Consider the following 24,364-nt stretch of genomic DNA (forward strand, 5'->3'; position numbering starts at 1 on the left):
AGTCATTATGAGCTATAGTCTGAAAGAAAATCTTATGCGGGAGGACCGTATTGCCGGCGGGCACCGGATGTGCGCCGGCTGCGGCTCCCCCATTGCAATCCGCGCCGTCCTCCGGGCACTGAATCCGGAGGACAGGGCGGTGGTGTGCTCCGCCACATCCTGTCTGGAGGTATCCACCTTCATGTACCCCTACACCTCCTGGAAAGACAGCTTCATCCACAACGCATTCGAGAATGCGGGAGCTACGATCTCCGGTGTGGAGACGGCGTACCGTGCTCTGAAAAAGAGGGGCGGGCTGGACGATACCTATAAGTTCATCGCCTTCGGCGGGGACGGCGGCACCTACGACATCGGCTTTCAGTCCCTGTCCGGCGCCATGGAGCGAGGCCACGACATGGTTTATGTCTGTTACGACAACGAGGCGTACATGAACACCGGTATCCAGCGCTCCTCCTCTACGCCCCATTTTGCCGACACCACCACTACGCCGGTCGGCGCTGTGGTTCCCGGCAAGACCCAGCGAAAGAAGGATCTGACGAAGATCATGGCGGCCCACGACATTCCGTATGTGGCCCAAACCACCTTTCTCGGCAATTTCTCCGACATCGGTACCAAGGCTCACAAGGCCATCTACACCGAAGGTCCGGCCTTTCTGAACATCCTTGCTCCCTGCCCCCGGGGCTGGCGCTATCCCTCCGAGCAGTTGATTCAGGTCACCAAGGCCGCCGTGGAGAGCTGCGTGTGGCCGCTGTACGAGGTCGCGGACGGTAAATATATTTTGAATTACAAGCCGAAGAACAAACTGCCGGTAATCGAGTATCTGAAAATGCAGGGCCGTTTCCGTCACATGTTCAAGCCCGGAAACGAGTGGATGCTGGAACAGGCCCAACAGGAAGTAGACCGCAACTGGAAAGAACTGCTGATCAAGTGCAATGAACTGTAATTCTGTGTGATCTCCCGGATTTCACTCCGTTTTTAACAGTGCAGTTCTTTTCCCTCTGATATTTATTCTTTCGAATGCAGCCGTCCGCCGGAAAGGGATTATCAACCCTTTCCGGCGGACGGCTGTGCCTTTATGATAATGACTTGATCATTGTCCGGCCTTGCTCTGCAGCTAAGTAAGCCCAGAGAAGAGAAAAAGAGAGGCATGGAACAGCCGATTAACAAGGCTTCCGGCAAGGAACCTCATGAATTTTCAAAGATGGATTTAGGAAAAGCAAATGACCTTAACAGCAAATCAAGGTCGTTTTCCACCTGCTGATTGATCGGGTATGTGCCGTTCCTAATTGCCCAATCAAATCCGATCCCTCGGGAGAGACGCAGAATAGTCCCTGTAATTTCTTCCGCAGTATAAGACGGATGAAATTCCCCTTCGTCGATTCCTGCCTGTGCCAATCCCTTCAGGCAGATGTGGAAGGGTCGGCTATCATCGATCATATAAGGGTACCGCTCGTCCTGCTTCAACTGAATGCGAAGCATTTGTGCCAGAATGTGGGGCCCGATCCTTCCCGCACCGGCGACTTCATGACAAATCAAATCTTTGATTGCATCGACATTCGACTTGAAATTCTTCGCCTGAAATTCATTTGAGACATACTCGTCAAGGAGGGGATAATTTTCAAAGAAAAGCTCTTCTTTGGAATGATAATAGTGATAGAAATTACCGGCCGAGACATGGGCCGCCGCACAAATCTGCGCGATAGTCACCTGCTCAATATCCGCACTTTGGAAAAGCTCCCACGCGCTTTCCCGAATGTGTTCTTTTGTTTCTATCGCCTGCCGTTGGCGGTTGGTCAGTTCTTTTTTCATTTGAATTCCCCCTGCAATTGAGTATACCGGATTAGCAACGGTTCCGCAAGTGTGAAACCGGACCCGCATATCCGTTTATAAGCAACAAATTCAATAATTTGTTTATTGACAAACAATTGAATCTGGATATAATTAAATTACATTCATTGAATTATATTTTATGAAAGGCTGGTTGTTATGGGAACTTATGATCCAATCTTCACCCCATTGAAAATCGGAAGTGTTGAAATCAAAAATCGAATCATCATGTGCGCAATGGGAGGAACCTCTCTGATCGAGCACGGTAAATTCGAACAAAAATCTGCTGATATGTTCATCGAGCGTGCCAAAGGCGGCGTAGGGCTGATTATTCCCGGCATTTCCACCATCACGGATATGTGGGGGCGCGGCGGCTGGCTTTACGAAGCCCGGGATAACGTTATGGAGCCTCTCACGGAAACGATGAAGAGCATTCATTCTTACGGAGCCAAGCTATTTCTTCAGATTGGTGCGGGAATGGGACGCGCACTTGCCATCAACTCTCCCATGCTACCTCCTGGCACAGACCTTTGCAAGGCCCTGAACGGGCCGACGGAGGGGCTGCAGAATGTCTGGCTGCCAAATAAAAAGCATCGCGCACTGAGCCTAGACGAGATTCACGAGATCATCGAAGCATTTGGCAAATCCGCAAAGATGGTGAAAGATGCCGGCGTGGACGGCGTGGAGGTGCATGCCGTCCATGAGGGGTACCTGCTGGACCAGTTTGCCATTGCCGCAACCAATCACCGGACCGATGAGTACGGTGGTTCTCTGGAGAATCGGATGCGTTTCGCCGTTGAAATCATCCGTAAAATCAAGGAGACCTGTGGGGAAGATTTTCCGGTTTCCGTCCGCTACAGCGTCGCCAGTAAAATGAAGGGATTTAATTCCGGTGCGATTCCCGGCGAACCCTATCAAGAGTTTGGTCGGAGCTTAGAGGAAAGCCCGGCAGTTGCCCGTATTTTGGAGGCAGCTGGCTGCGACCTTCTTAATGCAGATAACGGCTCCTACGATTCCTGGTACTGGCCTCATCCTCCGGTTTACATGCCTCACGCATGCAACCTGCCGGATGCTGTTTTTATTAAACAATTCGTACATATTCCTGTCGCCTGCGCAGGCCGTATGGAGGATCTGTCGATTTCCGCACCGGCCGTCGCCAAAGGGTCCATCGATGCCATCGGCATTGCCCGCCAGCTTTTGGCCGATCCCGAATGGCCCAACAAGGTTCAGAAAGATGAGATAGAAGACATCCGCCCCTGCATCGCCTGCCATACCGGCTGTTTCGGCCTGCTTTTCGGGCGCGGAACGACCTGTGCGCTGAACCCTGTGGCAATGAACGAGCGTACCCTCCGCATTCTGCCTGCCGAAAAAAAGAAAAAAATAGCCGTTGTGGGCGGTGGCATCGGTGGCATGGAGGTAGCTCGGCTTTCCGCCATACGCGGTCATTCCGTCACGCTATTTGAGAAAACAGGCGAACTGGGCGGTGTTTTTATCGCCGCAGCTTCCCCAAGTTTTAAAGAATCAGATAAAAAGCTGATTCAGTGGTATATCCGCCAGATCGAAAAGCTGGGGGTAGATATCCGGCTAAACACCGAAGCTACTCCGGAACTGCTGAAATCATTGGCCGCAGACGAAATCGTGATTGCCACGGGCGCGAAGGAAAGAACTCTGCCGGTTCCGGGCATAAACGGCAAAAATGTTCTCAGCGCCATCGACTTCCTGCTCCATCCCGAGAATGCCGGCACAAGCGCTGTGGTGGTCGGCGGCGGGCTAACCGGCTGTGAGATCGCTTATGAGCTTTCAAAAAGCGGTAAAAAAGTTTCAATTGTTGAAATGCTCGACGACATTCTGAAGGTGAAGGACCTCGCCGCCCCGAATGCGACTCTGCTGCGGGATTATCTGAAGTATTATCAGGTAGATATACATACTTCTTCGAAATTGTGTGAAGTTACTCCTTCCGGCGTGAGATTTGAACATGCCGGGGACGAATCCGTGATTGCCGCGGATACCGTTATTCTGGCGGTCGGCTACATCAGCGGCGCCCCGCTGGCGGAACAGCTTAAAGACTGCGCAAGCGTTCATGTAATCGGAGATGCTGAGCATGTGGCCAACCTTATGGCAGTTGTTTCCGCAGCATATAACCTCGCTTTGGCTTTCTAAAATTAGAGACAATTAGAATTTAATCTCAGCTCTCCGCCAAAAGTGAAACTCTTGAAACCAAATGAAACTTTTAAAAGAAATCGTTCAATTGTATCAAGCTTCAGCTTACTAAACAACGCCTTGAAACTTAGCTGTAATGCGGGTTTCAAGGCGTTTTTGTATATTGCAGCCGCGCAGGCGCAAAAGAACATCAAATATATATGCCCCCTGCCAGCTTAAAACAGCTTGCAGGGGACATTGATCCGAAATATTGTCATTTGAAACGCAGGGATAAACCTCCCTTTAATCGTCAAATCATTTTGACCGAGTATTACTTTGCCGATAAATGGTGTAGAATATTGTGCGGTCAGATCCTGCCGGCATTTTTTAACATAAATTCTTTCACCAAAAATCCTCTTTATGATATATCCCGAATTCTTCTCAGATTCGCACGATATTTCATGGTACGCTTTCTGATTTATCAAACTGCTTTTTAAAACTATCATATTTTAGAACCGGTGCCTGCAAGCTTGAAGCGAATGCTCTTTGGCTTGACATGTAGCTGTCTCATATTCTGCTATTTTCTTGCATTAAATCCGCGCAGATATTGCTCCGGCCACTGATATTTGACGTCCAAATTACGGGCTGTGTGCAGCACCCAATAGGGATCGCGCAGAAGTTCCCGGCCCAGCGCAACCAGATCCGCGCGCCCTTCACCCAGGATTCCTTCCACCTGGTGCGGGTCGGTGATCAGACCGACTGTAATTGTAGGAAGGCCCGACGCCTGTTTTAGCTCTTCAGCGACTTTTACCTGATAGCCCGGATAAAGGGCCGGCGGTGGTGTTGGCACAACTCCGCCCGTGCTTACGTCCAGCACATCAATATATGGCTTCACCAGTTCAATAATTCTGGCCATTTCCACTGGATGCAAGCCTTCTGGTTCGTAATCCTCGGCGGATACACGCAGTAAAACAGGTTTATCGTCAGGCCAAACCTCATGTACCGCCTGCAGCGTTTCAATCAGTATACGGCAGCGGTTTTCAGTTGAGCCGCCATAACCGTCTGTGCGGTGATTGGTGAGCGGTGAGAGAAACTCGCTGATCAGATAACCATGGGCTCCATGGAGTTCAATGGCGTCAAATCCGATTGCAGCCGCCCTTGCAGCCGAGCTCCGAAATGCAAGGATGGTATCACGGATATCCTCTTCCGTCATCTCATGAGGCATGGGAGAGCCCTCTTCGAAGGGAATGGCGCTGGGTGCGAAAATCGTTTTTTCCCGCGCTGTGCATTTACGGCCCGCGTGATTGAGCTGAATCGCCATTTTGGCCCCCTGCTTCTGACAGGCAGTGACGATTGGTGCAAGCGCTTTTGCCTGTTCATCATTCCAAAGGCCCAGGCAATGGTCGGAAATGCGGCCCCATGGAAGGACGCCGGTGGCCTCCATAATGATCAGCCCCACTCCGCCAACGGCGCGGGAAGTATAGTGGGTAAAGTGAAAATCATTTGGCATACCATCTGTTTCCGAACTGTACATACACATGGGAGGCATAACGACCCGGTTGCGCAGAGTCATGCTTTTTACTGTAAGTGCTTCGAATAAATGCATAAGATATTCTCCCTTCCATCATAGCTCCTGCCAAAACGGCCGGCTTCATATTATTTATTATATCACGGTCATGTATCGTGCCTCAATACGTTATAAACATAATGCGAAGTTCAGAGAGACTTTTAGGTTATTAATGTACTTAAGGCAAGGTTGTACGACTCTTTACAAATCCTTAAATTTTATATAAGCTGACTTTCCTCTATGTTTTGTAAGCCTTCTTGTTTATAAAATCTGGATATATCACGTAAAGTCGTAGCAAAGCGATGAAATGTAGCTTCTTCTGCTATTTCAGCCCTTTGTGGGCGACTACTGCGCCCATTTTCCATTCGACACCTTTCACGTAGTTTTGTGTAAAGGTGCTTTTTATCCTTTTTTTCTATTTCGGTTACACGGGACAAGCTTTTACACTTCGGGCCAAGTTCGAGGTGTTGACAAAGTACCAAAAGGATGGGCAAAAATGGTATAATGCGGGCAAAGAAAAAGTTGTAGGATGTGTTTAGGGATGCTGACAGAACGGACGGGAGTACAAATAAAAAGTCGAAATCTTCAAAAATTCAATGCGTCTACGGCGGTATGTTTGTCCATTTCCTCTTCACGTGAATTTCCCCCTATCGTAGCTATCATCCTACGATAGGGGGCTTTTTTGCAATGTCCTTTTTTTCTAGTCCGGTACATTGCCAGGGGGGAAACCCTTTTTAAGTATTATTATCGGTCTTCGCTAATGCTGATTTCCAAAACTTTTCCTTTCGGCTTAACGCTTTGTTTTTCCATTGAGAGTCTCGGATTTGTATAGTCGTAACAATAATCTCCCGGATCCATGCTTATTTTGCTGTACTCTTTCTTATGAACATTCGTGAATGGCTTTGCCGTTGTATAGGGCGGGAAATTAAATTCTTCGCTGTCCTGAACTTTAGAATTAACAAGCACATACTCGGTGGTTCCCATTCCATTAAAAACGGCTGTGTTTAATTGCGCCCACTGACTGATTTTGGCCATACTGGAACAGTTGGTAAAACGTTCTGTATTAGGCTCATCGAACCCGTATTCATCCGCTACGGAATCGGGAACCGCCACAGTGGACTCTGCCGCTTCTATACAGGCCATGTCTACCGCCACAGGATCCCTGGATGCGTAGACGCCGAGGTTGGGAACCATCGCCTTATCGTGGAAGGGCATGCAGTCACAGGCGGGCGTGATATCCATCGCATAGTTTAAAAATATCATTTTTTCTTTGCCGATCGCGTTCACAAACCCGCTTGCAGCATCCGCGATTCCTGCAGGCCAGCTCGGAATCAATGCCGGTGGAATATCGAATACCCCTGAATACAGATAGGCAAAGCAATAACCACACAACCTGCATTTTTCATTATCCCTATCAAAAAAATTATTTTCATAGGAGAACGCTTCATAAGGGCAATTTTCCACCATACGATCAATGATGTTGGGATGCGGAGACTCGGACAACTTTTTTACGGCGTCTTGGTTCATACTCCAGCCTTTGATCCCAATCTGAGGATGTGTGACATTATGAATAGCATATTTTCCCCGTGCAGATGCCATGCCGATACCGATGTTTTTCATGGCTCCACCAAATACACCCATTACATGCCCCTTAAAGTGGCTTACCACGATGACAGCATCAAAATCCAGCAGCTTTTTGGCGATATAGGCATATTTCAGATATACACCGTTGGGCACTTCAACTTTCAAGTCATCCGTCCCATATTCGCCGTCGCAAATCACAATGGGGCAGCCCATTGTTTCTTCCGTAAAACCATGGATAGCCGCGACGCGGAGATGATCGGTCCTAGTCGCACGCGAAACATTTTCACTGTAGATCGCGATGGTGCTCTCCACGATGAAAGGCTCTCCGCCGAGCCTTTTGACCTCGTCCACAATGGCGCTGATCCAGTGGGGACGCAAGTTTAGCGAGTTCCCCCATTCGCCCATATGCACTTTGATTGCTACATGGTCACCCTTTTTGACCATACCCGCAAGGCCTGCATCGCGTAAAACCTTTACTCCTTTAAATGGAGTGCTTTCCGCAAGCGAACCTGCCCGGTCATTCAGATGATAAACCTTCGATGACATTTTCAATTCCTCCCTTAGAAAATAAATAGTTTGTGTCAAACATAATTATTTGTGTCAAAATATCTATCAATCAGAGATTGCCGAAAATGCATGGTTCTTATCAGACACAGGCGCTGAAAGAATTTTGCAGTTCCAAACGATCCGGCAATTTCTCACCGATTAGGGCTACTATGTTTTTTCTTTCGTCCCCGTCTTTCCAGATTCTGTCCGCTTTTGAGTGGAACGTCTTTCTTACCGCCTGGAATTCATACCTGTAATCATCATCCTCAAAGCAAAAAAATCCTTTGCTGCGCAGGATTTTCGTCCCGTTGTTCTTAAATAAATCCGTTATCCATTTGTTTGTTTTTTGTTTATTCATGGGACGAATTTCTGTTAACACAGTGGCTTGGATTCTATCCATACTTGACACCGTCCCCGTTTGCTTTAATTCTTTGAGTTGATCATAAAGTCCGAGGTTCAGTACCCCAGACAACTCCACCCGCCCATATTGGGCCCTGAATGTTTTGGCCATAGGATTCAAAATCTGTATGCGTTTTTCCAGTCTCCCAATGGTTTCCTCATCCACTAAATCGATCTTATTGAGAACGATAACATCCGCATAGGCTATCTGTTCCGCAGCGGCGCGATATTCGTTCAGATTCCGCATGCCAGATTCCGCATCCACTACGGTAATATAACTGCCCAAAAGATACTGGTGCCGCATATGTCCTAAAAAGAACAGCTGCATAAGCCTTTCTGGAGAATCCAGGCTGCTCGCCTCCATCACAAGACGGTTAAAGGGCATCCTTCGTTCCTCAACGTAAAGCTTTTGAAGATATTCATACAGCACAATTTGCGGGTCTTCATGGAGAGAAACACCATGAAAGAAATGGATGTTTTCGGCCCCGATATTGAGAATCTGATCATTAATGGAAACAGCGCCGTATTCTCTGACAAGAACATCCGTCCCGCTGTCCTTTAGGTTTGCTAACAGATAATTGAGCAGTGTTGTTTTACCGGCTCCAAGAAATCCCCCGATAATATCCAATGTCTTTTTTCCTTCGTGCGAATGTGTCATTTTACTGATCCTCCTGTTTTTATTCCTGCAGAACAGAAGCGGATATCGGGCTTATCGGTCGGGGAAGACACGCCGCGACTTGCATTAAATTTCTCTTGCGATTTCATTTGCTTCCCAAATCGCCCACTGAATATTTCCGACATGTTTTCCATCACCGATTTCATAAATCTCGGCACCGGTTTCGAATAATTCTCTGGCCATTGACGGCTGGGGCTTAAATCCGATCGCAATAACAACTGAATCAGCTTCAATCTCTTTGCTGCTGTCACTGCCACTTGCGGGTGCTACCACAGCGCCTTTATTGTTTACCTCAACCAGCTTATGTCCTGTCACAAGTTCGATTTTATGGTATTCAAACAGATCTTCCAGCATCTGCTTGTTTGGCACCGGAACGGGATCGCCGGCGGAAAGAATGGTGTCCAAAGCCTCGACAACGGTTACTTTTTTCCCTTCTTTGGCATATTCAAGTGCCATTTCACAGCCAACAAGGCCCCCGCCTATGACAACGACATGCTCTCCGATTTTCTTTTTTCCCCTGAGTGCATCAACGCTTGAAGCAACCTTCGGGCTGTCAATACCCGGCAACTTTGGCATGACAGGCACAGAGCCAACGGCAAGTATGACCGCATCTGCTTTCATCGCTTTTATTTTTTCTGCTGTTAACTCCATGCCGGTGTGTATATCCACATTCAGGTCCATTAACTCCTGTTCATACCATTCGTTCAGTTCCTTTACCTCTGTCTTGAAGCTGTGTGCTCCACCGGAAATCAAATGCCCGCCAAGAGAATCGGATTTTTCATAGACCGATACCTGATGACCTCTAAGTGTCGCGGTACGGGCAGCCTCCATACCGGCAACGCCCCCGCCTACAATCACAATTTTTTTGGGTCGGCTGGCTCTTTCTAGCCGATACCAGACCTCACGTGCAGCCGCAGGGTTGACGGCGCAGCTCTGATTTGCGCCCAGACTGAGCGCACGGTAACCGCAGGCTTGGTTGCATGCGATGCACGGACGGATTTTTTCTGGTTTCCCCATCTCAACCTTTTTTGGAAAACACGGATCGGCCAAAGACGCACGTGCAAGAACGACTGCGTCGATTTTCCCATCTTTTATTGCCTGCTCGGCTATTCGGGGGTCGTTCATCCGGCTGCCTGCAAGAATTGGAATCTTCACTGCTTTTTTTGCCTCACCCGCGATGTCCGTCATATATCCTTTGGGCATGTACATGGGAGGCAGCGCATAATAGAAAGAATCATAGATACCTGTATCAACGCTCAACGCATCATACCCATAGGATTCAAGCAGCTGGGCAATGCGCACACCCTCTTCCAAAGTCCTGCCTGCTTCTTCGTCTCCGGTTAAGGTCGCTTTGCCGAATGCTTTTACGTAGGTTTTAAGCCCAAGCCGCATCGTAACGGGAAAATCCGCTCCACATACCTGCTTGATACCATCCAGGATTTCTCTTGCCGCACGTAATCTGTTTTCAAGACTTCCGCCATACTCATCGGTTCGTTTATTGGTAAGGCTCATTGCAAACTGATCAAGAAGATAGCCCCAGTGGATGGAATGGACTTCCACGCCGTTGAATCCGGATGATTTCGCCAAGCCGGCTGTATTTACAACCGCCTCTATTTTTTTCTTGATCTGTTCTTTCGTCAGTGCACGGGACATCTTATTATCGGAAGCCCCGTATACAGGCAACTCAGACGGCGCATACAGGCCCTCGTAATTTCTACCCAAGCCCATCGTGATTTGCGCGAAAATATTGCTCCCGTACGAGCGAACGCGGTCAGTCAGCTCGATTGCTGAGCGACGGAAAGTCATCGGTGCATAGAGCGGGCTGTTGCTTTCAACGGATGAAAAAGGATCCACATCCATATCGGGAGATAGAATTCCAGTAAAGATCAAGCCGAATCCACCCTTAGCCCTTTCCACATAATACTGAATTCCCTCTTGGTTGTATTCTCCCTTGGGGCCGAACATAAAGTTCCCCCCCATTGGCGCCATACAGAATCTGTTCTTAACGGTTACCTTTCCAATTTTGAATGGTTTGCATAAATTTTCGAACTGCTTTGACATAATAAAGACACCTCCAATATTATTTTATCCGTATCAAACCTGCAAAAAATCGCAGGATTAGCGGTGATGAAAGGTGTGTAGTTTGCGATTATGCACCAGTGTATAATCACAGCCACAGTTATCCCAATCGGTTTGGGCATTTATTATACACACGTGTATAATCAGAAATAAAAAAAATCACTCTCACTCAGCAGAACCCAAAATTGGCAAGTTATTCCGTACAGTATTTATTTTTTATCTGGGATATGCTGGATTCTATCAGCTCGTCGATTTCATCCGCCTCAACCTTTATTCCAAGATCAAAAATCACGACTCTGATTCCTTCATATAACATAAACATTAAATCCACAATAATCTTCGGATTAGTATTTTGATTCATTTCTCCTCCGGCGATAGCCTTTCTAACGCTGTCTATCTTGATTTCATAGAGCGTTTGAATGTAGTTATCAATCAACGCTTTTGCTTCTACCGGCATTTCCTTCTGCCAAACAATAATGATGTCCTTCTTTCCGCTTTTCAAAGCGGTCATGCAATATTGCAAATCCTCCCGGATTTTATCGATAATAAAGGCTTCTCGCCCAAATATCTCATGATATCTTTCAATTTGCAAGCGTATCGTTTCTTTCAGAGCCGCGAGATAGAGTTCGGCCTTATTATTAAAATAATAATACAATGGTCCTCTTGAAATTCCCGCCAAGTCCGCAATATCCTGCATGTTAGTTGAAGCATACCCTTTTTCCGCAAAAACAGAGATTGCTGATTCAATAATATATTTCTTCATTTTCAGGGGATCGTCGAATATCGGCTTCATTGTAGACCTCGCTTATGCATTAGTGTATAAGCTTATTATATGCTTTGACAATCTTTTGTCAATAGTTAACTAAAATTTCATTTTATTGCTTTCACCGCCATGTTATCGCCCCTCCGGGTGCACATAAACAAAAAGTCTGCGATAATTATCACAGACTAAATTGTTCCGTATTCTGTTTATGCTCCATCACTACACAACAGTTGTTTCTTCGCTGTATGCTCCAGAAGACGTTCGGTGCGTAATTCTGTTCATAATCATTATGCAAGGATATTCTAGTACTGTCCAAGGTTCTCGGCCATGCCAAACCATCCACGACGCTGAATATGTATGGCTATGTGCTCACCGAGCACAAGAAGGACAGCATGCAGAAAATCAGCAGCCTATACTCCATCCCAATCTCAACCGTAAAGCAGCAGGAGCAGGATAAAGGGCTCATTCTCAGCTTATAATTATTCAAAACAGAAGAATGAGCTGCTTTTATCATAAGCTATCGATGACGCTTTGGTTGTCGTCAAAAAAAATTATAAAATTTGAATCACTAAATCTGCTCGATTTTGGCATTAAAGTGGTTAAAAATACGAAATCCAAAGATTTCAGGTGTCAAATGTTTGACTGTCAAATGGCCGTCAAAAAACAGGCTGCCGAGAAAAATTTTTTCCGGCAGCCATCATTGTGTTCCTTTAAAAAAGCTGTCAAAATCAACATTTTGACAGCTTAAGAAAAAAGAAAAAGCCCAGCAGCCGCATGGCTACTGGGTTTTGTTTGGTTGCGGAGGCAGGATTTGAACCTACGACCTTCGGGTTATGAGCCCGACGAGCTACCGGACTGCTCCACTCCGCGATATTTATTTGTGCATCTTCTCTAAACTCAGCGATGATGCCTTGTTTAGAGCGCTTAACTATAATACCATTCCAAATAGCGAATGTCAAGACCTTTTTATAAAAGGTTGCTATTCATATGATAATCCTTGATAACGGTTACTCTTTATTGTTGAATAACGTCACTCAATTGGCACATGGTCACATAAATACTGTTCTTTGTTTTCTCCCATGTGCTCGAATTACAGAATTAAGCTTTTTATAGCTCAACAAAATATTCCTATCAAGTATATGCCATTTTTGTTTAAATATGAAAGGAAGGCCTCCTGAAATTACAGGTGCCATGATTGCATCATGAATTTTGATATTGTGATAAAAATCGACTTGTAATATGTAAATTTATAGCTATAATACCATTATTTTGTCGGTTCATCATTGATATATTTATATTTGAGAAGTATACTGAAAAAAGCACACCTTTTAAACACCAAAATTCAGAGGTAGACAAATGGAAGATCGCCATTTGAGCATTTTAGCACATATCGATCAAAAAACGGGCCGCGAACAGCCGCTTGCGGAGCACAGCCGGAACGTATCCCTATCCTGCGGGAAGTCCTGTGAAAAAATCGGGCTTTCCTCCCTTGGGCTGCTGGCCGGCCTCCTGCACGACAGCGGTAAGGGAACGATGCAATTCCAGCGTTATCTGCGCGGTGGAGACGCGTCGCAGCGGGGAAAAATCCCCCACTCTTTCTGCGGAGCCCGGTACTGCTATGAAAACTGGGGATTGGAAGGCTCTATTAAGGGGCTTACGGCGGAACTTCTTGCCGCCGCTGTCTGCGGGCACCACGGCGGGCTGCCGGATGCAACAGGCGTTACCGGGGACGACTGCCTGCGGCGGCGCGCATGGCCCGACAAGGAGATCGACTACGAAGAGGCTTTACAGAGCTATTTCCAGGAAAGCTCCTGCCCCTGGGAGCTGGACGATCTATTTTTGAAAGCGCAGCAGGAGGTCGGAAAGCTCGGAAATTCCATCCGGGGACTCTGCGAAAAAATTCCTGCCGACGGCAGAAAGAAAGCGTTCTGTTTCCTTTTGGGAATGGTTCAGCGGTATCTGCTGAGCTGCCTGATCGACGCCGACCGGTATGACACCTTCTTATTTGAAGCAAACGAACAGGAACCGCGGCCGCCGGATTTACCTTCTTTATGGCGGGAGCTTGCTGAAAAGCTGGAAAACCATCTTCGGGGATTTTCGGGGCAGTCCCCCATTGACCAAAAGCGCCGGGAAATTTCCGGGCAATGCCTTCGGTTTCGTAAAAACAGCAACGGAATCTACCGGCTGTCCGTACCGACCGGCTCCGGAAAAACGCTCAGCTCCCTGCGCTATGCCCTGAACTGCGCAAAGGAAAGCGGCAAGGAGCACGTCTTTTACATAGCCCCTTACAAAAGCATTCTGGAACAGAACGCTTCGGATATCCGGGATGCCCTCGGCCTCAATGGCGAGGATGCACCTGCGGACAAAATCCTGCTGGAACACCACAGCGACGTGGTCGTCGACGACGAGGAAAAGGAGGAAGCCGGACGCCGCGAGCTTCTGACACAGCGATGGTCGCCACCGGTGATTCTCACCACCACGGTACAGTTTCTTAACACGCTTTTCGACGGGAGGACCGGATGCCTACGCCGTATTCACAGTCTGGCAAATTCCGTGATCATTCTGGACGAGGTTCAGGCCATTCCCGTAAAATGCACGCTTCTGCTCAATGCGGCGCTGGATTTTCTCGCATACATCTGCAACTGCGCGGTCGTTCTCTGTACCGCAACCCAGCCGAGTTCGGAGGAGCTGGAGATTCCGGTCATTCCGGGCGAGCCCGCGCAGATGACGGAAAATCTGGAAGAAACGTTCGCAGCCTTTCGGCGTACCCGGGTCGTGGATAAAACCACCGAAGGCGCTTTTTCTGCGGACCGGCTGGCGGATTTCTGCGCCGGCCGGCTGGCCGGCTGCGAAAACCTGCTGGCAATTCTGAATACAAAATCCGCCGCGGCTTCCCTGTACCGCGCTCTGCAGACCCGCATGGAGGAACTTCCGCCGGAAGAGCGCATACCGCTCTATTTTCTGAGTACCAGCCTGTGCCCGCAGCACCGTATCGACCGGATCCGGGAAATCCGCGACAGACTCCAAGCGCCGGGCGCCAACCGGATGGTCTGCGTCAGCACTCAGCTGATCGAAGCCGGGGTAAACCTGTCTTTCCAGTGCGTAATCCGCTTTCTCGCGGGGCTGGACAGCATTGCGCAGGCCGCCGGGCGCTGCAACCGCCACGGGGAAGGCACCTGCCGGGACATCTTCCTTGTAAAATGCGCGGATGAAAACCTCTCCTCTCTTCCGGATATCCAAAAGGCGCAGGAGGCCGCCGCCGAAGTGCTGGACGCCTTTCAGATCGATCCCGCGCAATTCGGGGACGACCCGCTCTCCCCTCGGGCGATCAGGCGATATTACCATAATTACTATCATCTACAGGAACAGCAGCTTTCTTATCCCGTCGGCGAAAAAGACGACCCTAAGCTATTCGCGCCGACTGATTTATTCGATCTTTTATCGGAAAATTCCCTGTCCCGAAAAAGCTGTGCGGAAAATCATGGTTCCCGTCCGCCGCACCCGATGCATCAGGCGTTTGATACGGCGGGAAAGCTTTTTGAGGCCATTGAGAAAGGCGGCCTTGACGTGATCGTTCCATATGGGGAAGGAAAAAATCTGATCGCGGAGCTGTGCGCGCAGCCGGACCTGCGCGAGCTGCCGGGACTGATCCGGCGGGCGCAGCGCTTTACCGTCCACCTGTTCGACGGCGAGCGGCGAAAGCTCAGCGATCTGGGAGCAATCCGTATCCTGCCCGACAGCGGCGCGGCCATTCTGCTCGAAGGATTCTATCACCCGGACCTCGGCGTACAGATACACCGCGCGGAAATGGACGCACTGATCGAATAATCCCGTTTACAGAAAGGAGAATTATCATTGGAATATGAAAACAGCGTAAGTTTTCTGGTCTCCGGCAAAATGGCTCTTTTCAGCGACCCGGTCACAAGGGCCGGCGGGGAAAAGTGCAGCTATCAGGTGCCGACCTATCAGGCGCTCAAGGGAATTCTGGAATCGGTCTACTGGAAACCGACTTTTATCTGGCACATAGACGCGGTGCGGGTCATGAACCCCATCCGCAGCCGGTCGGAGGGAATCCGCCCCATCGGGTATACCGGTGGAAACACGCTTTCCATTTACACGTACCTGACCGACGTCGCCTATGAGGTAAAAGCCCATTTTGAGTGGAACGAAAACAGGCCGGACCTTTCGGGAGACCGCAATGAAAACAAGCATTACCTGATTGCGAAGCGCATGATCGAGCGCGGCGGACGGCGCGACGTATTTTTAGGGACAAGAGAATGCCAGGCATACGTCGAGCCCTGCGAATCCGGTTTTTCCGATACGGCGAAGGGATATTACCGCGATACGCCCGAGCTTTCCTTCGGCCTGATGTTCCACGGATTCAATTATCCCGGCGAAACCGGACGGAATCAGCTGGAAAGCCGCTTCTGGTATCCGAAAATGAGAAACGGCGTCATCGAATTCTGTGCCCCCGGCGACTGCCCCGTGGTAAGGGTCATTAAAAAGCAAAAGCCAAAGGCGTTTGTAATCGGGCGGAACATGTCCGGGTGCGACGATCCGGTAAAGGAGGCGGTATCCAATGGGCTGGATGCAGAAGCTCTATGAAACCTATGAAAACTGCCGGGGCCTTGTGGGCGTAAAGGAAGGCGAGCTCCCTCCCCTCATGCCCATTTACCACACCACGCAGCAGGCGCATGTGGAAGCGGTGATCGACACCGACGGCTGCTGGCGTACAGGCCGCGCGCAGGTCCTGACCGACAAAAAGGACCGCATCACGCTGATTCCCTGTACGGAACAGTCGTCCGCCAGAACCAGCGGCCCCGTGCCCCATCCGCTGTTTGACGGTCTGAAATACATTGCGGGGGACTACGGAAAATACCGCGACCCGAAGGACAGCCATTACGCCGAATATATTGAGCAGCTTTCCGCATGGTGCGGTTCTCCGTACGCCCATCCGAAGGTCCGCGCCGTTCTGGAATACCTCAAAAAAGGAACGCTGATGGCCGATTTGATACGCGATAATATTTTATATCAGGAGGAATCCGGGCAGCTGCCGGAAAGCTGGGACGGCAAAAAAGAAGATACTCCTCCCATTTTCAAAGTCTGCGCCAAGGATCAGGCCGACGCCTTTGTCCGCTTTCAGGTGATCTCCGCAGACGGTGCGGAGGATTTGCAGAGCCGTCCATGGGCGGATGAAACCGTCTGGAAAAGCTTTATCGACTACCAGAACAGTCTGCAGACAGACCGGGACTATTGCTATGTCTTAGGGAAGGAGATGCCCGTATCGTCCCTCAGCCCGAAATATATCCGCAGGCCGGGCGACGGAGCGAAGCTGATTTCTGCCAACGACGGCGACGGGTTCACCTACCGCGGCAGATTTGAGACGCCTTCCCAGGCGTTCCGCGTCGGGCGGGAAACGACGGAAAAGGCCCACAATGCCTTAAAGTGGCTGATTCCCCGACAGGCTTTTACCAACGGGGACCAGGTCATCCTTGCGTGGGGGACGGACGGCAGCAAAGGGCTCGACCCGTGCGAAGGAGCGCTGGATTTGCTATTTGAGCTCGAGCCCGACCCGCCGCCGGTCACGACCGGGGAGGAATTCGCGGCGCGTTTTACAAAAGCGACGGCAGGATACGGCGGTAATCTGAAAGGCTGGAAGGACATGTGCGTCATCGGGCTGGATTCCGCCACACCGGGCCGGCTTTCCGTTTTTTACTACCGTGAAATGCAGGCAAAGGACCTTTTTACGCGCGTGAAAAGCTGGCATGACACCTGTTTCTGGGAGCTGTACGACTTTCCTGAGACCGCTTGGAAAACGGGCGAAAAAACAAGGCCGATGCCCTTCCGGGGCGCGCCCTCCCCAAAATCCATTGTGAAAGCGGCCTACGGAAGCCGTGTCGACGATAAGCTTATGAAAAGCGCCGTACAGCGCCTGCTGCCGTGTATCGTGGACGGCGCGTCCCTGCCGGAAGACCTGATGCACTGTGCGGCCCGGCGCGCCTGCAACCCCGCGGCAATGGAAAAAGAGGAATACCGAAAAACGCTTGGGATCGCCTGCGCATTGATTCGCAAGTATCATAATGACCGCATCAACCGTAGACAAATCAAGGATGAAACATACAGGGAGGTTTGGACCATGGCATTGAATCCGGAGGAAAACGACAGGAGCTACCTGTTCGGCAGGGCGCTCGCCTACGCACAGCAGATAGAAGGCTATTCGCTCGGGCTGTCGGAAGCATCCCGCAGCACCAACGCGGAACGGATGCAGGCGGCGTTCAGCCAGCACCCCGCGAAAACATGGAAAACATTATACCATCAGCTGCTGCCCTATCTGCAGAAGCTCGGCGACAGAGGAAAACGGTATCGGGAGGAACTGAACGAAGTGATTTCCCGCATTCCCATCAATGAGTTTTCAAACGATTCGCTTTCCGAAATTTACCTGCTGGGCTACGCGTGCCAGATGCAGAAATTTCATGAGGAAAAACAGGAAAACATCCGTAAAAAAATGGAAGCCGCTGAAAGCGGTATAAAAGGAGAGGAAAACAAATGGGCACACTGGCCAATAAGATCGATTTCGCAGTAATTCTTTCGGTTAAGAACGCAAATCCGAACGGCGACCCGCTGAACGGCAACCGCCCCCGCGAGACCTATGACGGCATCGGCGAAATTTCGGACGTATGCATCAAGCGTAAAATCCGCAACCGCCTGATGGACATGGGACAGCCTGTTTTCGTCCAGTCCGATGACAAACGCGCGGACGGCTTCAAAAGCCTGAAGGAGCGCGCGGATTCCGTAGACGAACTAAAAAAGACAAAAGACAGTGAACTCTACGCGAAAGTCGCCTGTGAAAAATGGATGGACGTGCGTTCCTTCGGTCAGGTGTTCGCTTTCAAGGGCAACGACGTTTCCGTCGGCGTACGCGGTCCCGTTTCCGTACACCCGGCTTTCAGCGTCGACCCCATCGACATTGCCAGCATCCAGATTACCAAAAGCGTCAACAGCGTGACGGGAGATAAGAAATCCTCAGACACCATGGGGATGAAGCACTGCGTTCCTTTCGGAGTTTATGTGTTTTACGGCAGCATCAACTGTCAGCTGGCGGAGAAGACGGGATTTACGGAAGAGGATGCGGAACTCATCCGCGATGCGCTGATTTCCCTGTTTGAAAACGACAGCTCTTCGGCGCGGCCGGACGGAAGCATGGAAATCTGTAAGGTATTCTGGTGGAAGCACAACTGTAAAACCGGACAGTACTCTTCCGCCAAGGTGCACCGTTCCTTACACATCGTCCCGATCGAGGGCAAAAAGGCCCCGGGCGGCAATCTGCCTTTCCGGATGGAGGATTACTATACCGTCACGGTCGATACGCTGGACGGGCTCTCCTCTGAAATTTACGATGGAATATAGCGAGGAGGAATTTCTGAGCATCGCCGGCCTCCAGCATTTCGCTTTTTGCCGCCGCCAGTGGGCGCTTTCCTATCTTGAGATGCAGTGGAACGAAAATCTGCGCACCGCCGAGGGCCATATCCTGCACGAGAACGCGCACGATTCCTTCTCCGCGCAAAAGCGTGGGGACCGGATCATCTCCCGCGGGATGTCCGTGTTTTCCCGCAAACTCGGCGTAAACGGCGTCTGTGACATCGTGGAATTTCACGCTTCTCCCCGCGGCGTACCCATTTTCGGTCGCGAGGGCAAGTGGCTTCCCGTGCCGGTGGAATATAAGCGCGGCTCGCCGAAAGAAAACGACGCCGACCGTCTTCAGCTGTGCTGTCAGGCCATGTGTTTGGAAGAAATGCTCCTGTGCGGAGAAATTCCAAAGGCATATCTGTATTACGGAGAAACCGCCCACAGGACCGCCGTCCCTCTGGACGAAGCCCTGCGCGGAAAAGTCGCCGCCATGCTTTCGGAAATGCACGAGCTTTCCCGCCGAAACCATACGCCGCGCGTAAAACCGACAAAAAGCTGCAACGCCTGCTCGCTGAAAGGGCTTTGCTTGCCGAAGCTGTGCCGCGGCGGTTCTGCGGCGGATTATCTCAAAAAGCGTCTGGAGGAATTTTCGTGAGGATATTGGGAAATACGCTGTATGTTACTTCACAGGACGCCTATCTGGCGCTGGACGGTGAAAACGTGGTCATACAAAGGGAGGAAAGCGAAAATCGAAGAATTCCCCTGCATAATCTGGACGGAATCGTCACCTTCGGCTATACGGGCGCCAGCCCCGCCCTGATGGGAGCCTGCGCCGAATGCGGCGTTGCGCTGACCTTTCTCACGATGCACGGGCGTTTTCTGGCGCGCGTATCGGGAACGGAACAGGGAAACGTGATAATTGGAACCGCTGAGCAACAAAAAGCCCGTCGCTCCCCACACGGGAGCGTGGATTGAAACATGAAATTGACAAGGTTACTGATATTCGTCCATGCGTCGCTCCCCGCACGGGAGCGTGGATTGAAACAACCTCTCGCCAGGTGAGATCATCAAGCGGCCTTGTCGCTCCCCGCACGGGAGCGTGGATTGAAACATCGAAGGAAAAGCAAACAGCTTCTACCGGCATCGTCGCTCCCCGCACGGGAGCGTGGATTGAAACTATGACATGATTGAAGAGGATTATTAGAATGCCGTCGCTCCCCACACGGGAGCGTGGATTGAAACGGTATCGCCTTTTGCGTAAGGGTTTTGTTCGGCGTCGCTCCCCGCACGGGAGCGTGGATTGAAATTGCTCAAAAATTTGCCATACGTTGGCATCAAAGGTCGCTTCCGTGCAAAAACTAACTGCGCACTGACGTTCTGCACAAAAATCTAATTTAGAATTTTAATTGCACAATCATCCGGTATCCTTAGATAACAGGACCTTGTGCAGCGTCAATTGGTAGGAAGGGCGGTGGCCGCTTGAAACACGTTCCGAATATTCTCTCCATCAGCAGGATCGTGCTTCTGCTCTTCCTGTTTTTTACACTTCACAATCCTCTGCTGTTTTCCGTGATCTATCTTTTCTGTGGACTCAGCGATATTCTGGACGGCTATATCGCGCGGAAAACGAAAACGCAAAGCGACCTGGGCGCGCGACTGGATTCCATTGCGGACTTTCTCCTGTTCACGGTCATAACCGTATCCGTTATCCTGTGGATCGGGGAAAAGGGCCGGGTATTTTTTCCCTTTGTTATCGCTGTTGCCTTCATCCGTCTTGCAAATATTGTAATGGCTGCCCTGAAATACCATACTTTCGCCATGCTGCACACCTGGGGAAATAAACTGGCGGGATTTCTTCTTTTTATAACTCCGCTTTTCCTTCTTTACCAGAATACACAGATTCTCTGGCCCGTATGTGTCGTTGCGGCCTTGTCCGCGGCAGAGGAAAGCCTGATCCATCTCACTTCCCCCACCCTTGACCTCAACAGAAAGAGCATCTTTAAATTTTGATTACAGCCCAAAGCAGAAAAAACTTACGAAGCCATAGAAAAAAGGCCGTAAAACGGCCTTTCTCATTGCATTGTCATATACCGACGGCCGTCAGGCCGTTTCCTTTTTATAGGTGCTATTGCCTGGGCTTGATTTTCAGATAAAGGCTGAGCGCGATTCCAAGCATCAGGCATAAAGCGGCTGTAAGCATTCCATTTACATAGACGGGCATCTGATTTCCGATCATATAAATATTCCTGCCGCCGTAGCCGGTATTTGTATATGGCTGGGCAGCCGTCTGTACCGTCTGCGGCTGAGCCTGATTTTCTGCTTCCGCAGCCGCCGAAAAGTCATCTTCCCGCGCCGGCATCTCCGCCGTTCCCTTTTCGGACAGTTTGGCCTGATTGGAATTCGTTTTCTCCGGCCCGGATGCCTTTTCGCCGGAACGCGGCGGACCCGAGCTGAGTCCGGCAGCCGCAACGGGCCTTTCGGCCCTGCTGACAAGGACGACATACTGTACCTGATTTGCCTTATCGGCGGAAGTGACCGTCGCGACAATGGGCGTATCCGTACCGGGCTTGAAAAGGGATTTCCGGTTGATTTTGACCGTCCCGCCTTCTTCCGCGCGGGCGTAAAATTCCACCGACTCCACCGTGTAATCGACGGACAGCCGGTATTGATAGACATCGGGGGAAAATTCCGGCACCAGCTCGCCGTTATACGGGGCCAAACGGGAAAGCGCCGCCTCGTCGGAGGGCTCTTCCTCCGGCGGCTCGATGGAAACGGTCAGATTTTCCTCAATATCCACATCCAGCTGCTTCGCCGCATAGTTGCAGACTTCGTCGATATGCGCGTTGATAACCGTATCGCCCGAAGGAGCGCCGTCCCTGACCTGAAACACAAAGGAAATGATATTCCCGGAAAGCTGCGGCGCGGTACCCTGATCCACGTTGCACACATAAACGCTGCAGATCGGGTTCGACACGCTGTTTGTGACCATCGTCCCGCTTTTGATCTGCGAGGACGTCTCGGTACGGACAAAGCTGAGCGCGGCGGCGCGGTACCCCACCCGCATCCGGAATCCGGCCGCGGTGTCGGGGACCTGTCCCGCGTTGATCTGCAGCTTGACCAGTTCCCCGCGCGCGGCGGAGGGCTTATCCACGCTGTATGTAAAATAGGGTACGGTAGCAGCATGCGCAGGAATCCGTAAAATGACCGGAAACAGCAGCAAAAGCAAAAAGACGCGAAGATCCCGTTTTTTCACAGACGGCTCCCCCCAACGGCAGATAGATAAAAACCAGCTGAGCCGGTTCTCGGCAAAGCTGATTTTTAAAAAACATTTGGTTTGTCAAGCGGTAACGGTCTGCCCCACTCCGTTCGCGCGCAGATCGCGTAAGAGTTTTTTACGCAGGACCTGCAGCCGGAAACGGTTATACCGCTGGATGATGGCAAAGGGCAGGTTTCCGAGCATAATCAAAAAAGAAAACACGATTCCCACCAAAAGGGGGTTAATCATCATGGTAACGACAATACAGATGCAGTTTTTCAGATGCACCCACTCGCCCCTGCAGGTTTCAAAAATAAACTCGTCGACATAATCAATGGAAATATCCGTAAGATGTTCTTTGGAAAAGCCGTCTTTGCCGATATGCTGCGGCACCCTGTCCTTCCAAAGCTGGATCTTCAATTTATCCCTGTACCAACGCCCGCCGTGTTCCCATTCCTTCGGCGCATAACGCTCCTTCCGGGAAATGGAATGGGGAAGCTTGACACCGGCCAGAAAGACCGTCAAATGCCAGACGCCGATAATAAAAAGATTCCATAGAAACATGTTGAGAAATGATAGATTTTTCAGCATTTGTAATCCCTTCCCTGCAAAAATGAAAGTCCGATCAATCATAATATGCATGTGATAATATTAACGTATACATATTATAATACAATTTACAGACATGTGCAAGATGAAAGCCGATCAGCGTTCCCTGTATTTTTTTACAATCATGTTCGCACATTTGTAAACATCGCCGCCGCCCAGGGTAAGGATCAGATCGCCGTCCTCCGCGTTTGCGGTCACGTACTCCGTGATTTCCTCAAAGGTCTTGAACCATACGCTGCCCGGGATTTTGTCGGCCAGGTCCTTTGCGTAAATATGGTAGGTGTTCTCCTCGCGCACCGCGAGGATTTCGGAAAGGACAACCCTGTCCGGGATGGAGAGGGCCTTGGCGAATTCGTCCAGAAGCAGGTAGGTCCTGGAATAGGTGTGGGGCTGAAAAACCGCCCACACGCGCCGGAAATTCATTTTCATGGCGGCGGAAAGGGTCGCCGTCAGCTCCGTGGGATGGTGCGCAAAGTCATCGGCGACCGTAATCCCGCCGAACGTGCCGAGGATTTCAAAACGCCTGTGGACGCCGGTAAACTGGTGCAGACTTTCCGCGATGGTGTCCGCCTCCACGCCCATGCTGTCCGCCGCGGCAAACGCAGCCAGCGCGTTATAGATATTGTGCTTTCCGGGGATACTCAGCGTTACATCCGCGAGCTTTTCCCCGTTTTTCATCACCGAAAAGCATTCCCTCGCCCCTTTTGTGTCCGCGATATGATCGGCGTAGTACTCATTGGACGGGTTCAGGCCGAACGTAACGACGGACGCATTTTTTATGCCCTCCACCGCTTTCATGGTGTTGGCGTCGTCGCCGTTGACAATGAGCGTCTTTGACGTCTGAAGCGCAAACTGATGGAAGGATTTAATGATATTCTCGACCGTTCCGAAGTAATCCAGATGGTCGGCGTCTATGTTGAGGATGATCGACGTTTCGGGGTTTAGCTGCAAAAAGGTGTCCACATATTCGCACGCCTCGCAAACGATGGTGCCCGATTTGCCCACGCGCCCGTTCCCGCCGATCAGCGGGAGCTTTCCGCCGATCACGGCCGAGGGGTCTTTTCCCGCGTGAAGCAGGATCTGGGTAATCATCGCGGTCGTGGTCGTCTTGCCGTGCGTACCGGAAACCGCCACCGGATGCGGGTAGCGGCGCGTCACCATGCCGAGCATGACGGAGCGCTCCACAGCCGGGATTCCCTTTTCGCGGGCGGCGACAAGCTCCGGGTTGTCGGCCTTGACGGCCGCCGTGTACACGAGCATTTCGGCGTCGCCTATGTTTTCCGGCCTGTGACCCATTGAGACGGGAATTCCGTAGGAACGGATCCTCGCGAGCGTATCGGATTCGCTGGTGTCCGACCCGGTCAGTTCATAGCCGCGGTGGTACAGGATTTCAGCGATCGGGCACATGCCGGAACCGCCGATTCCCACAAAATGTATTTTTTTAACCTCGGATAGAGTATCTTGATAATCCATGATTTGAGCTCCTTAAAATGAGATGATGAATAGCGCTTT

Annotated in this window: 17 protein-coding genes, 1 tRNA gene, 1 pseudogene and 1 CRISPR repeat array; of the genes and pseudogenes, 9 read left to right on the plus strand and 10 right to left on the minus strand. The window is 50.5% G+C overall.

Going from position 1 to position 24,364, the window contains the following annotated elements; all coding sequences use genetic code 11:
- The first annotated feature begins 7 nt into the window (after positions 1-7).
- Complete coding sequence (locus tag LY85_RS08615) at positions 8-943, plus strand: thiamine pyrophosphate-dependent enzyme (protein ID WP_141826314.1); 936 nt, start codon at positions 8-10, stop codon at positions 941-943.
- Between the two features lie 242 nt (positions 944-1,185).
- On the opposite strand, the gene LY85_RS08620 is transcribed toward LY85_RS08615, so the two are convergent.
- Positions 1,186-1,809, minus strand: coding sequence for a TetR/AcrR family transcriptional regulator (locus LY85_RS08620; RefSeq protein WP_185741165.1), 624 nt, complete (start codon positions 1,807-1,809; stop codon positions 1,186-1,188).
- 177 nt (positions 1,810-1,986) lie between these two features.
- Between LY85_RS08620 and LY85_RS08625 the strand changes: the two genes are divergently transcribed.
- Positions 1,987-3,987 (plus strand): FAD-dependent oxidoreductase, encoded by a 2,001-nt coding sequence (locus LY85_RS08625; protein ID WP_141826316.1) that lies wholly within the window; start codon positions 1,987-1,989, stop codon positions 3,985-3,987.
- Positions 3,988-4,543: 556 nt separating this feature from the next.
- Here LY85_RS08625 and namA read toward each other — a convergent pair.
- The 6 genes from namA to LY85_RS08655 form a co-directional block, all read right to left on the minus strand.
- Positions 4,544-5,572 carry an NADPH dehydrogenase NamA gene (gene namA, locus LY85_RS08630; RefSeq protein ID WP_141826317.1) on the minus strand — a complete coding sequence of 343 codons (1,029 nt, stop codon included), beginning with the start codon at positions 5,570-5,572 and terminating at the stop codon, positions 4,544-4,546.
- A gap of 705 nt (positions 5,573-6,277) precedes the next feature.
- Positions 6,278-7,663, minus strand: a complete 1,386-nt coding sequence (locus LY85_RS08635; RefSeq protein ID WP_141826318.1) for a DUF362 domain-containing protein — start codon at positions 7,661-7,663, stop codon at positions 6,278-6,280.
- A gap of 100 nt (positions 7,664-7,763) precedes the next feature.
- Entirely contained in the window at positions 7,764-8,690 is a 927-nt protein-coding gene (locus LY85_RS08640; RefSeq protein WP_185741166.1) for a GTP-binding protein, read from the minus strand.
- Between the two features lie 114 nt (positions 8,691-8,804).
- Entirely contained in the window at positions 8,805-10,799 is a 1,995-nt protein-coding gene (locus LY85_RS08645) for an FAD-dependent oxidoreductase (RefSeq protein ID WP_141826320.1), read from the minus strand.
- Between the two features lie 211 nt (positions 10,800-11,010).
- Positions 11,011-11,610: a TetR/AcrR family transcriptional regulator gene (locus tag LY85_RS08650; protein WP_141826321.1), complete on the minus strand. Its 600-nt coding sequence runs from the start codon at positions 11,608-11,610 to the stop codon at positions 11,011-11,013.
- 763 nt (positions 11,611-12,373) lie between these two features.
- Positions 12,374-12,450 (minus strand) — tRNA-Met (locus LY85_RS08655).
- A 501-nt stretch (positions 12,451-12,951) separates the two neighbouring features.
- Between LY85_RS08655 and cas3 the strand changes: the two genes are divergently transcribed.
- The 7 genes and pseudogenes from cas3 (at position 12,952) to LY85_RS08690 (ending at position 20,997) form a co-directional block, all read left to right on the plus strand.
- Positions 12,952-15,408 (plus strand): CRISPR-associated helicase Cas3', encoded by a 2,457-nt coding sequence (gene cas3, locus LY85_RS08660; RefSeq protein ID WP_185741167.1) that lies wholly within the window; start codon positions 12,952-12,954, stop codon positions 15,406-15,408.
- 27 nt (positions 15,409-15,435) lie between these two features.
- Positions 15,436-16,185 (plus strand): type I-C CRISPR-associated protein Cas5c, encoded by a 750-nt coding sequence (cas5c, locus tag LY85_RS08665; protein WP_141826323.1) that lies wholly within the window; start codon positions 15,436-15,438, stop codon positions 16,183-16,185.
- Positions 16,160-18,163 (plus strand): type I-C CRISPR-associated protein Cas8c/Csd1, encoded by a 2,004-nt coding sequence (gene cas8c / locus LY85_RS08670; RefSeq protein WP_141826324.1) that lies wholly within the window; start codon positions 16,160-16,162, stop codon positions 18,161-18,163. The genes cas5c and cas8c overlap by 26 nt, the downstream gene beginning before the upstream one ends.
- Positions 18,127-18,987, plus strand: coding sequence for a type I-C CRISPR-associated protein Cas7/Csd2 (cas7c, locus tag LY85_RS08675; protein ID WP_141826325.1), 861 nt, complete (start codon positions 18,127-18,129; stop codon positions 18,985-18,987). The genes cas8c and cas7c overlap by 37 nt, the downstream gene beginning before the upstream one ends.
- Positions 18,977-19,642 carry a CRISPR-associated protein Cas4 gene (gene cas4, locus LY85_RS08680; RefSeq protein ID WP_141826326.1) on the plus strand — a complete coding sequence of 222 codons (666 nt, stop codon included), beginning with the start codon at positions 18,977-18,979 and terminating at the stop codon, positions 19,640-19,642. Before cas7c ends, cas4 begins: the two co-directional genes overlap by 11 nt.
- Positions 19,639-19,902 (plus strand): annotated as a pseudogene (locus LY85_RS08685) (CRISPR-associated endonuclease Cas1); the annotation flags it as partial. The gene cas4 and the pseudogene LY85_RS08685, both read left to right, overlap by 4 nt.
- A gap of 30 nt (positions 19,903-19,932) precedes the next feature.
- Positions 19,933-20,294: a CRISPR direct-repeat array (repeat unit 21 nt; unit sequence CACGGGAGCGTGGATTGAAAC).
- A 172-nt stretch (positions 20,295-20,466) separates the two neighbouring features.
- A complete protein-coding gene (locus LY85_RS08690; protein ID WP_141826327.1) occupies positions 20,467-20,997 on the plus strand; it encodes a CDP-alcohol phosphatidyltransferase family protein in 531 nt (176 codons plus the stop codon).
- A gap of 115 nt (positions 20,998-21,112) precedes the next feature.
- Here the strand turns inward: LY85_RS08690 and LY85_RS08695 are convergent, their stop codons facing one another.
- The 3 genes from LY85_RS08695 to murC all read right to left on the minus strand — a co-directional run bounded on the left by LY85_RS08695 (position 21,113) and on the right by murC (position 24,325).
- The gene (locus LY85_RS08695; RefSeq protein ID WP_141826328.1) at positions 21,113-22,240 is read right to left on the minus strand and encodes a cadherin-like beta sandwich domain-containing protein; all 1,128 of its coding nucleotides are present in this window, start codon (positions 22,238-22,240) and stop codon (positions 21,113-21,115) included.
- 84 nt (positions 22,241-22,324) lie between these two features.
- Entirely contained in the window at positions 22,325-22,834 is a 510-nt protein-coding gene (locus LY85_RS08700) for a hypothetical protein (RefSeq protein ID WP_141826329.1), read from the minus strand.
- A 114-nt stretch (positions 22,835-22,948) separates the two neighbouring features.
- The gene (gene murC, locus LY85_RS08705) at positions 22,949-24,325 is read right to left on the minus strand and encodes a UDP-N-acetylmuramate--L-alanine ligase (RefSeq protein WP_141826330.1); all 1,377 of its coding nucleotides are present in this window, start codon (positions 24,323-24,325) and stop codon (positions 22,949-22,951) included.
- Positions 24,326-24,364 lie beyond the last annotated feature (39 nt).

The organism is Clostridium sp. KNHs216 (assembly GCF_006714885.1).
Taxonomy (GTDB): domain Bacteria; phylum Bacillota; class Clostridia; order Oscillospirales; family Acutalibacteraceae; genus Caproiciproducens.

Coding starts and splice junctions, on each gene's coding strand:
- LY85_RS08615 (WP_141826314.1), top strand. CDS start 8: ATGAGCTATAGTCTGAAAGAAAATCTTATGCGGGAGGACCGTATTGCC.
- LY85_RS08620 (WP_185741165.1), bottom strand. CDS start 1,809: ATGAAAAAAGAACTGACCAACCGCCAACGGCAGGCGATAGAAACAAAA.
- LY85_RS08625 (WP_141826316.1), top strand. CDS start 1,987: ATGGGAACTTATGATCCAATCTTCACCCCATTGAAAATCGGAAGTGTT.
- namA (WP_141826317.1), bottom strand. CDS start 5,572: ATGCATTTATTCGAAGCACTTACAGTAAAAAGCATGACTCTGCGCAAC.
- LY85_RS08635 (WP_141826318.1), bottom strand. CDS start 7,663: ATGTCATCGAAGGTTTATCATCTGAATGACCGGGCAGGTTCGCTTGCG.
- LY85_RS08645 (WP_141826320.1), bottom strand. CDS start 10,799: ATGTCAAAGCAGTTCGAAAATTTATGCAAACCATTCAAAATTGGAAAG.
- LY85_RS08650 (WP_141826321.1), bottom strand. CDS start 11,610: ATGAAGCCGATATTCGACGATCCCCTGAAAATGAAGAAATATATTATT.
- cas8c (WP_141826324.1), top strand. CDS start 16,160: ATGGGCTGGATGCAGAAGCTCTATGAAACCTATGAAAACTGCCGGGGC.
- cas7c (WP_141826325.1), top strand. CDS start 18,127: ATGGGCACACTGGCCAATAAGATCGATTTCGCAGTAATTCTTTCGGTT.
- cas4 (WP_141826326.1), top strand. CDS start 18,977: ATGGAATATAGCGAGGAGGAATTTCTGAGCATCGCCGGCCTCCAGCAT.
- LY85_RS08700 (WP_141826329.1), bottom strand. CDS start 22,834: ATGCTGAAAAATCTATCATTTCTCAACATGTTTCTATGGAATCTTTTT.
- murC (WP_141826330.1), bottom strand. CDS start 24,325: ATGGATTATCAAGATACTCTATCCGAGGTTAAAAAAATACATTTTGTG.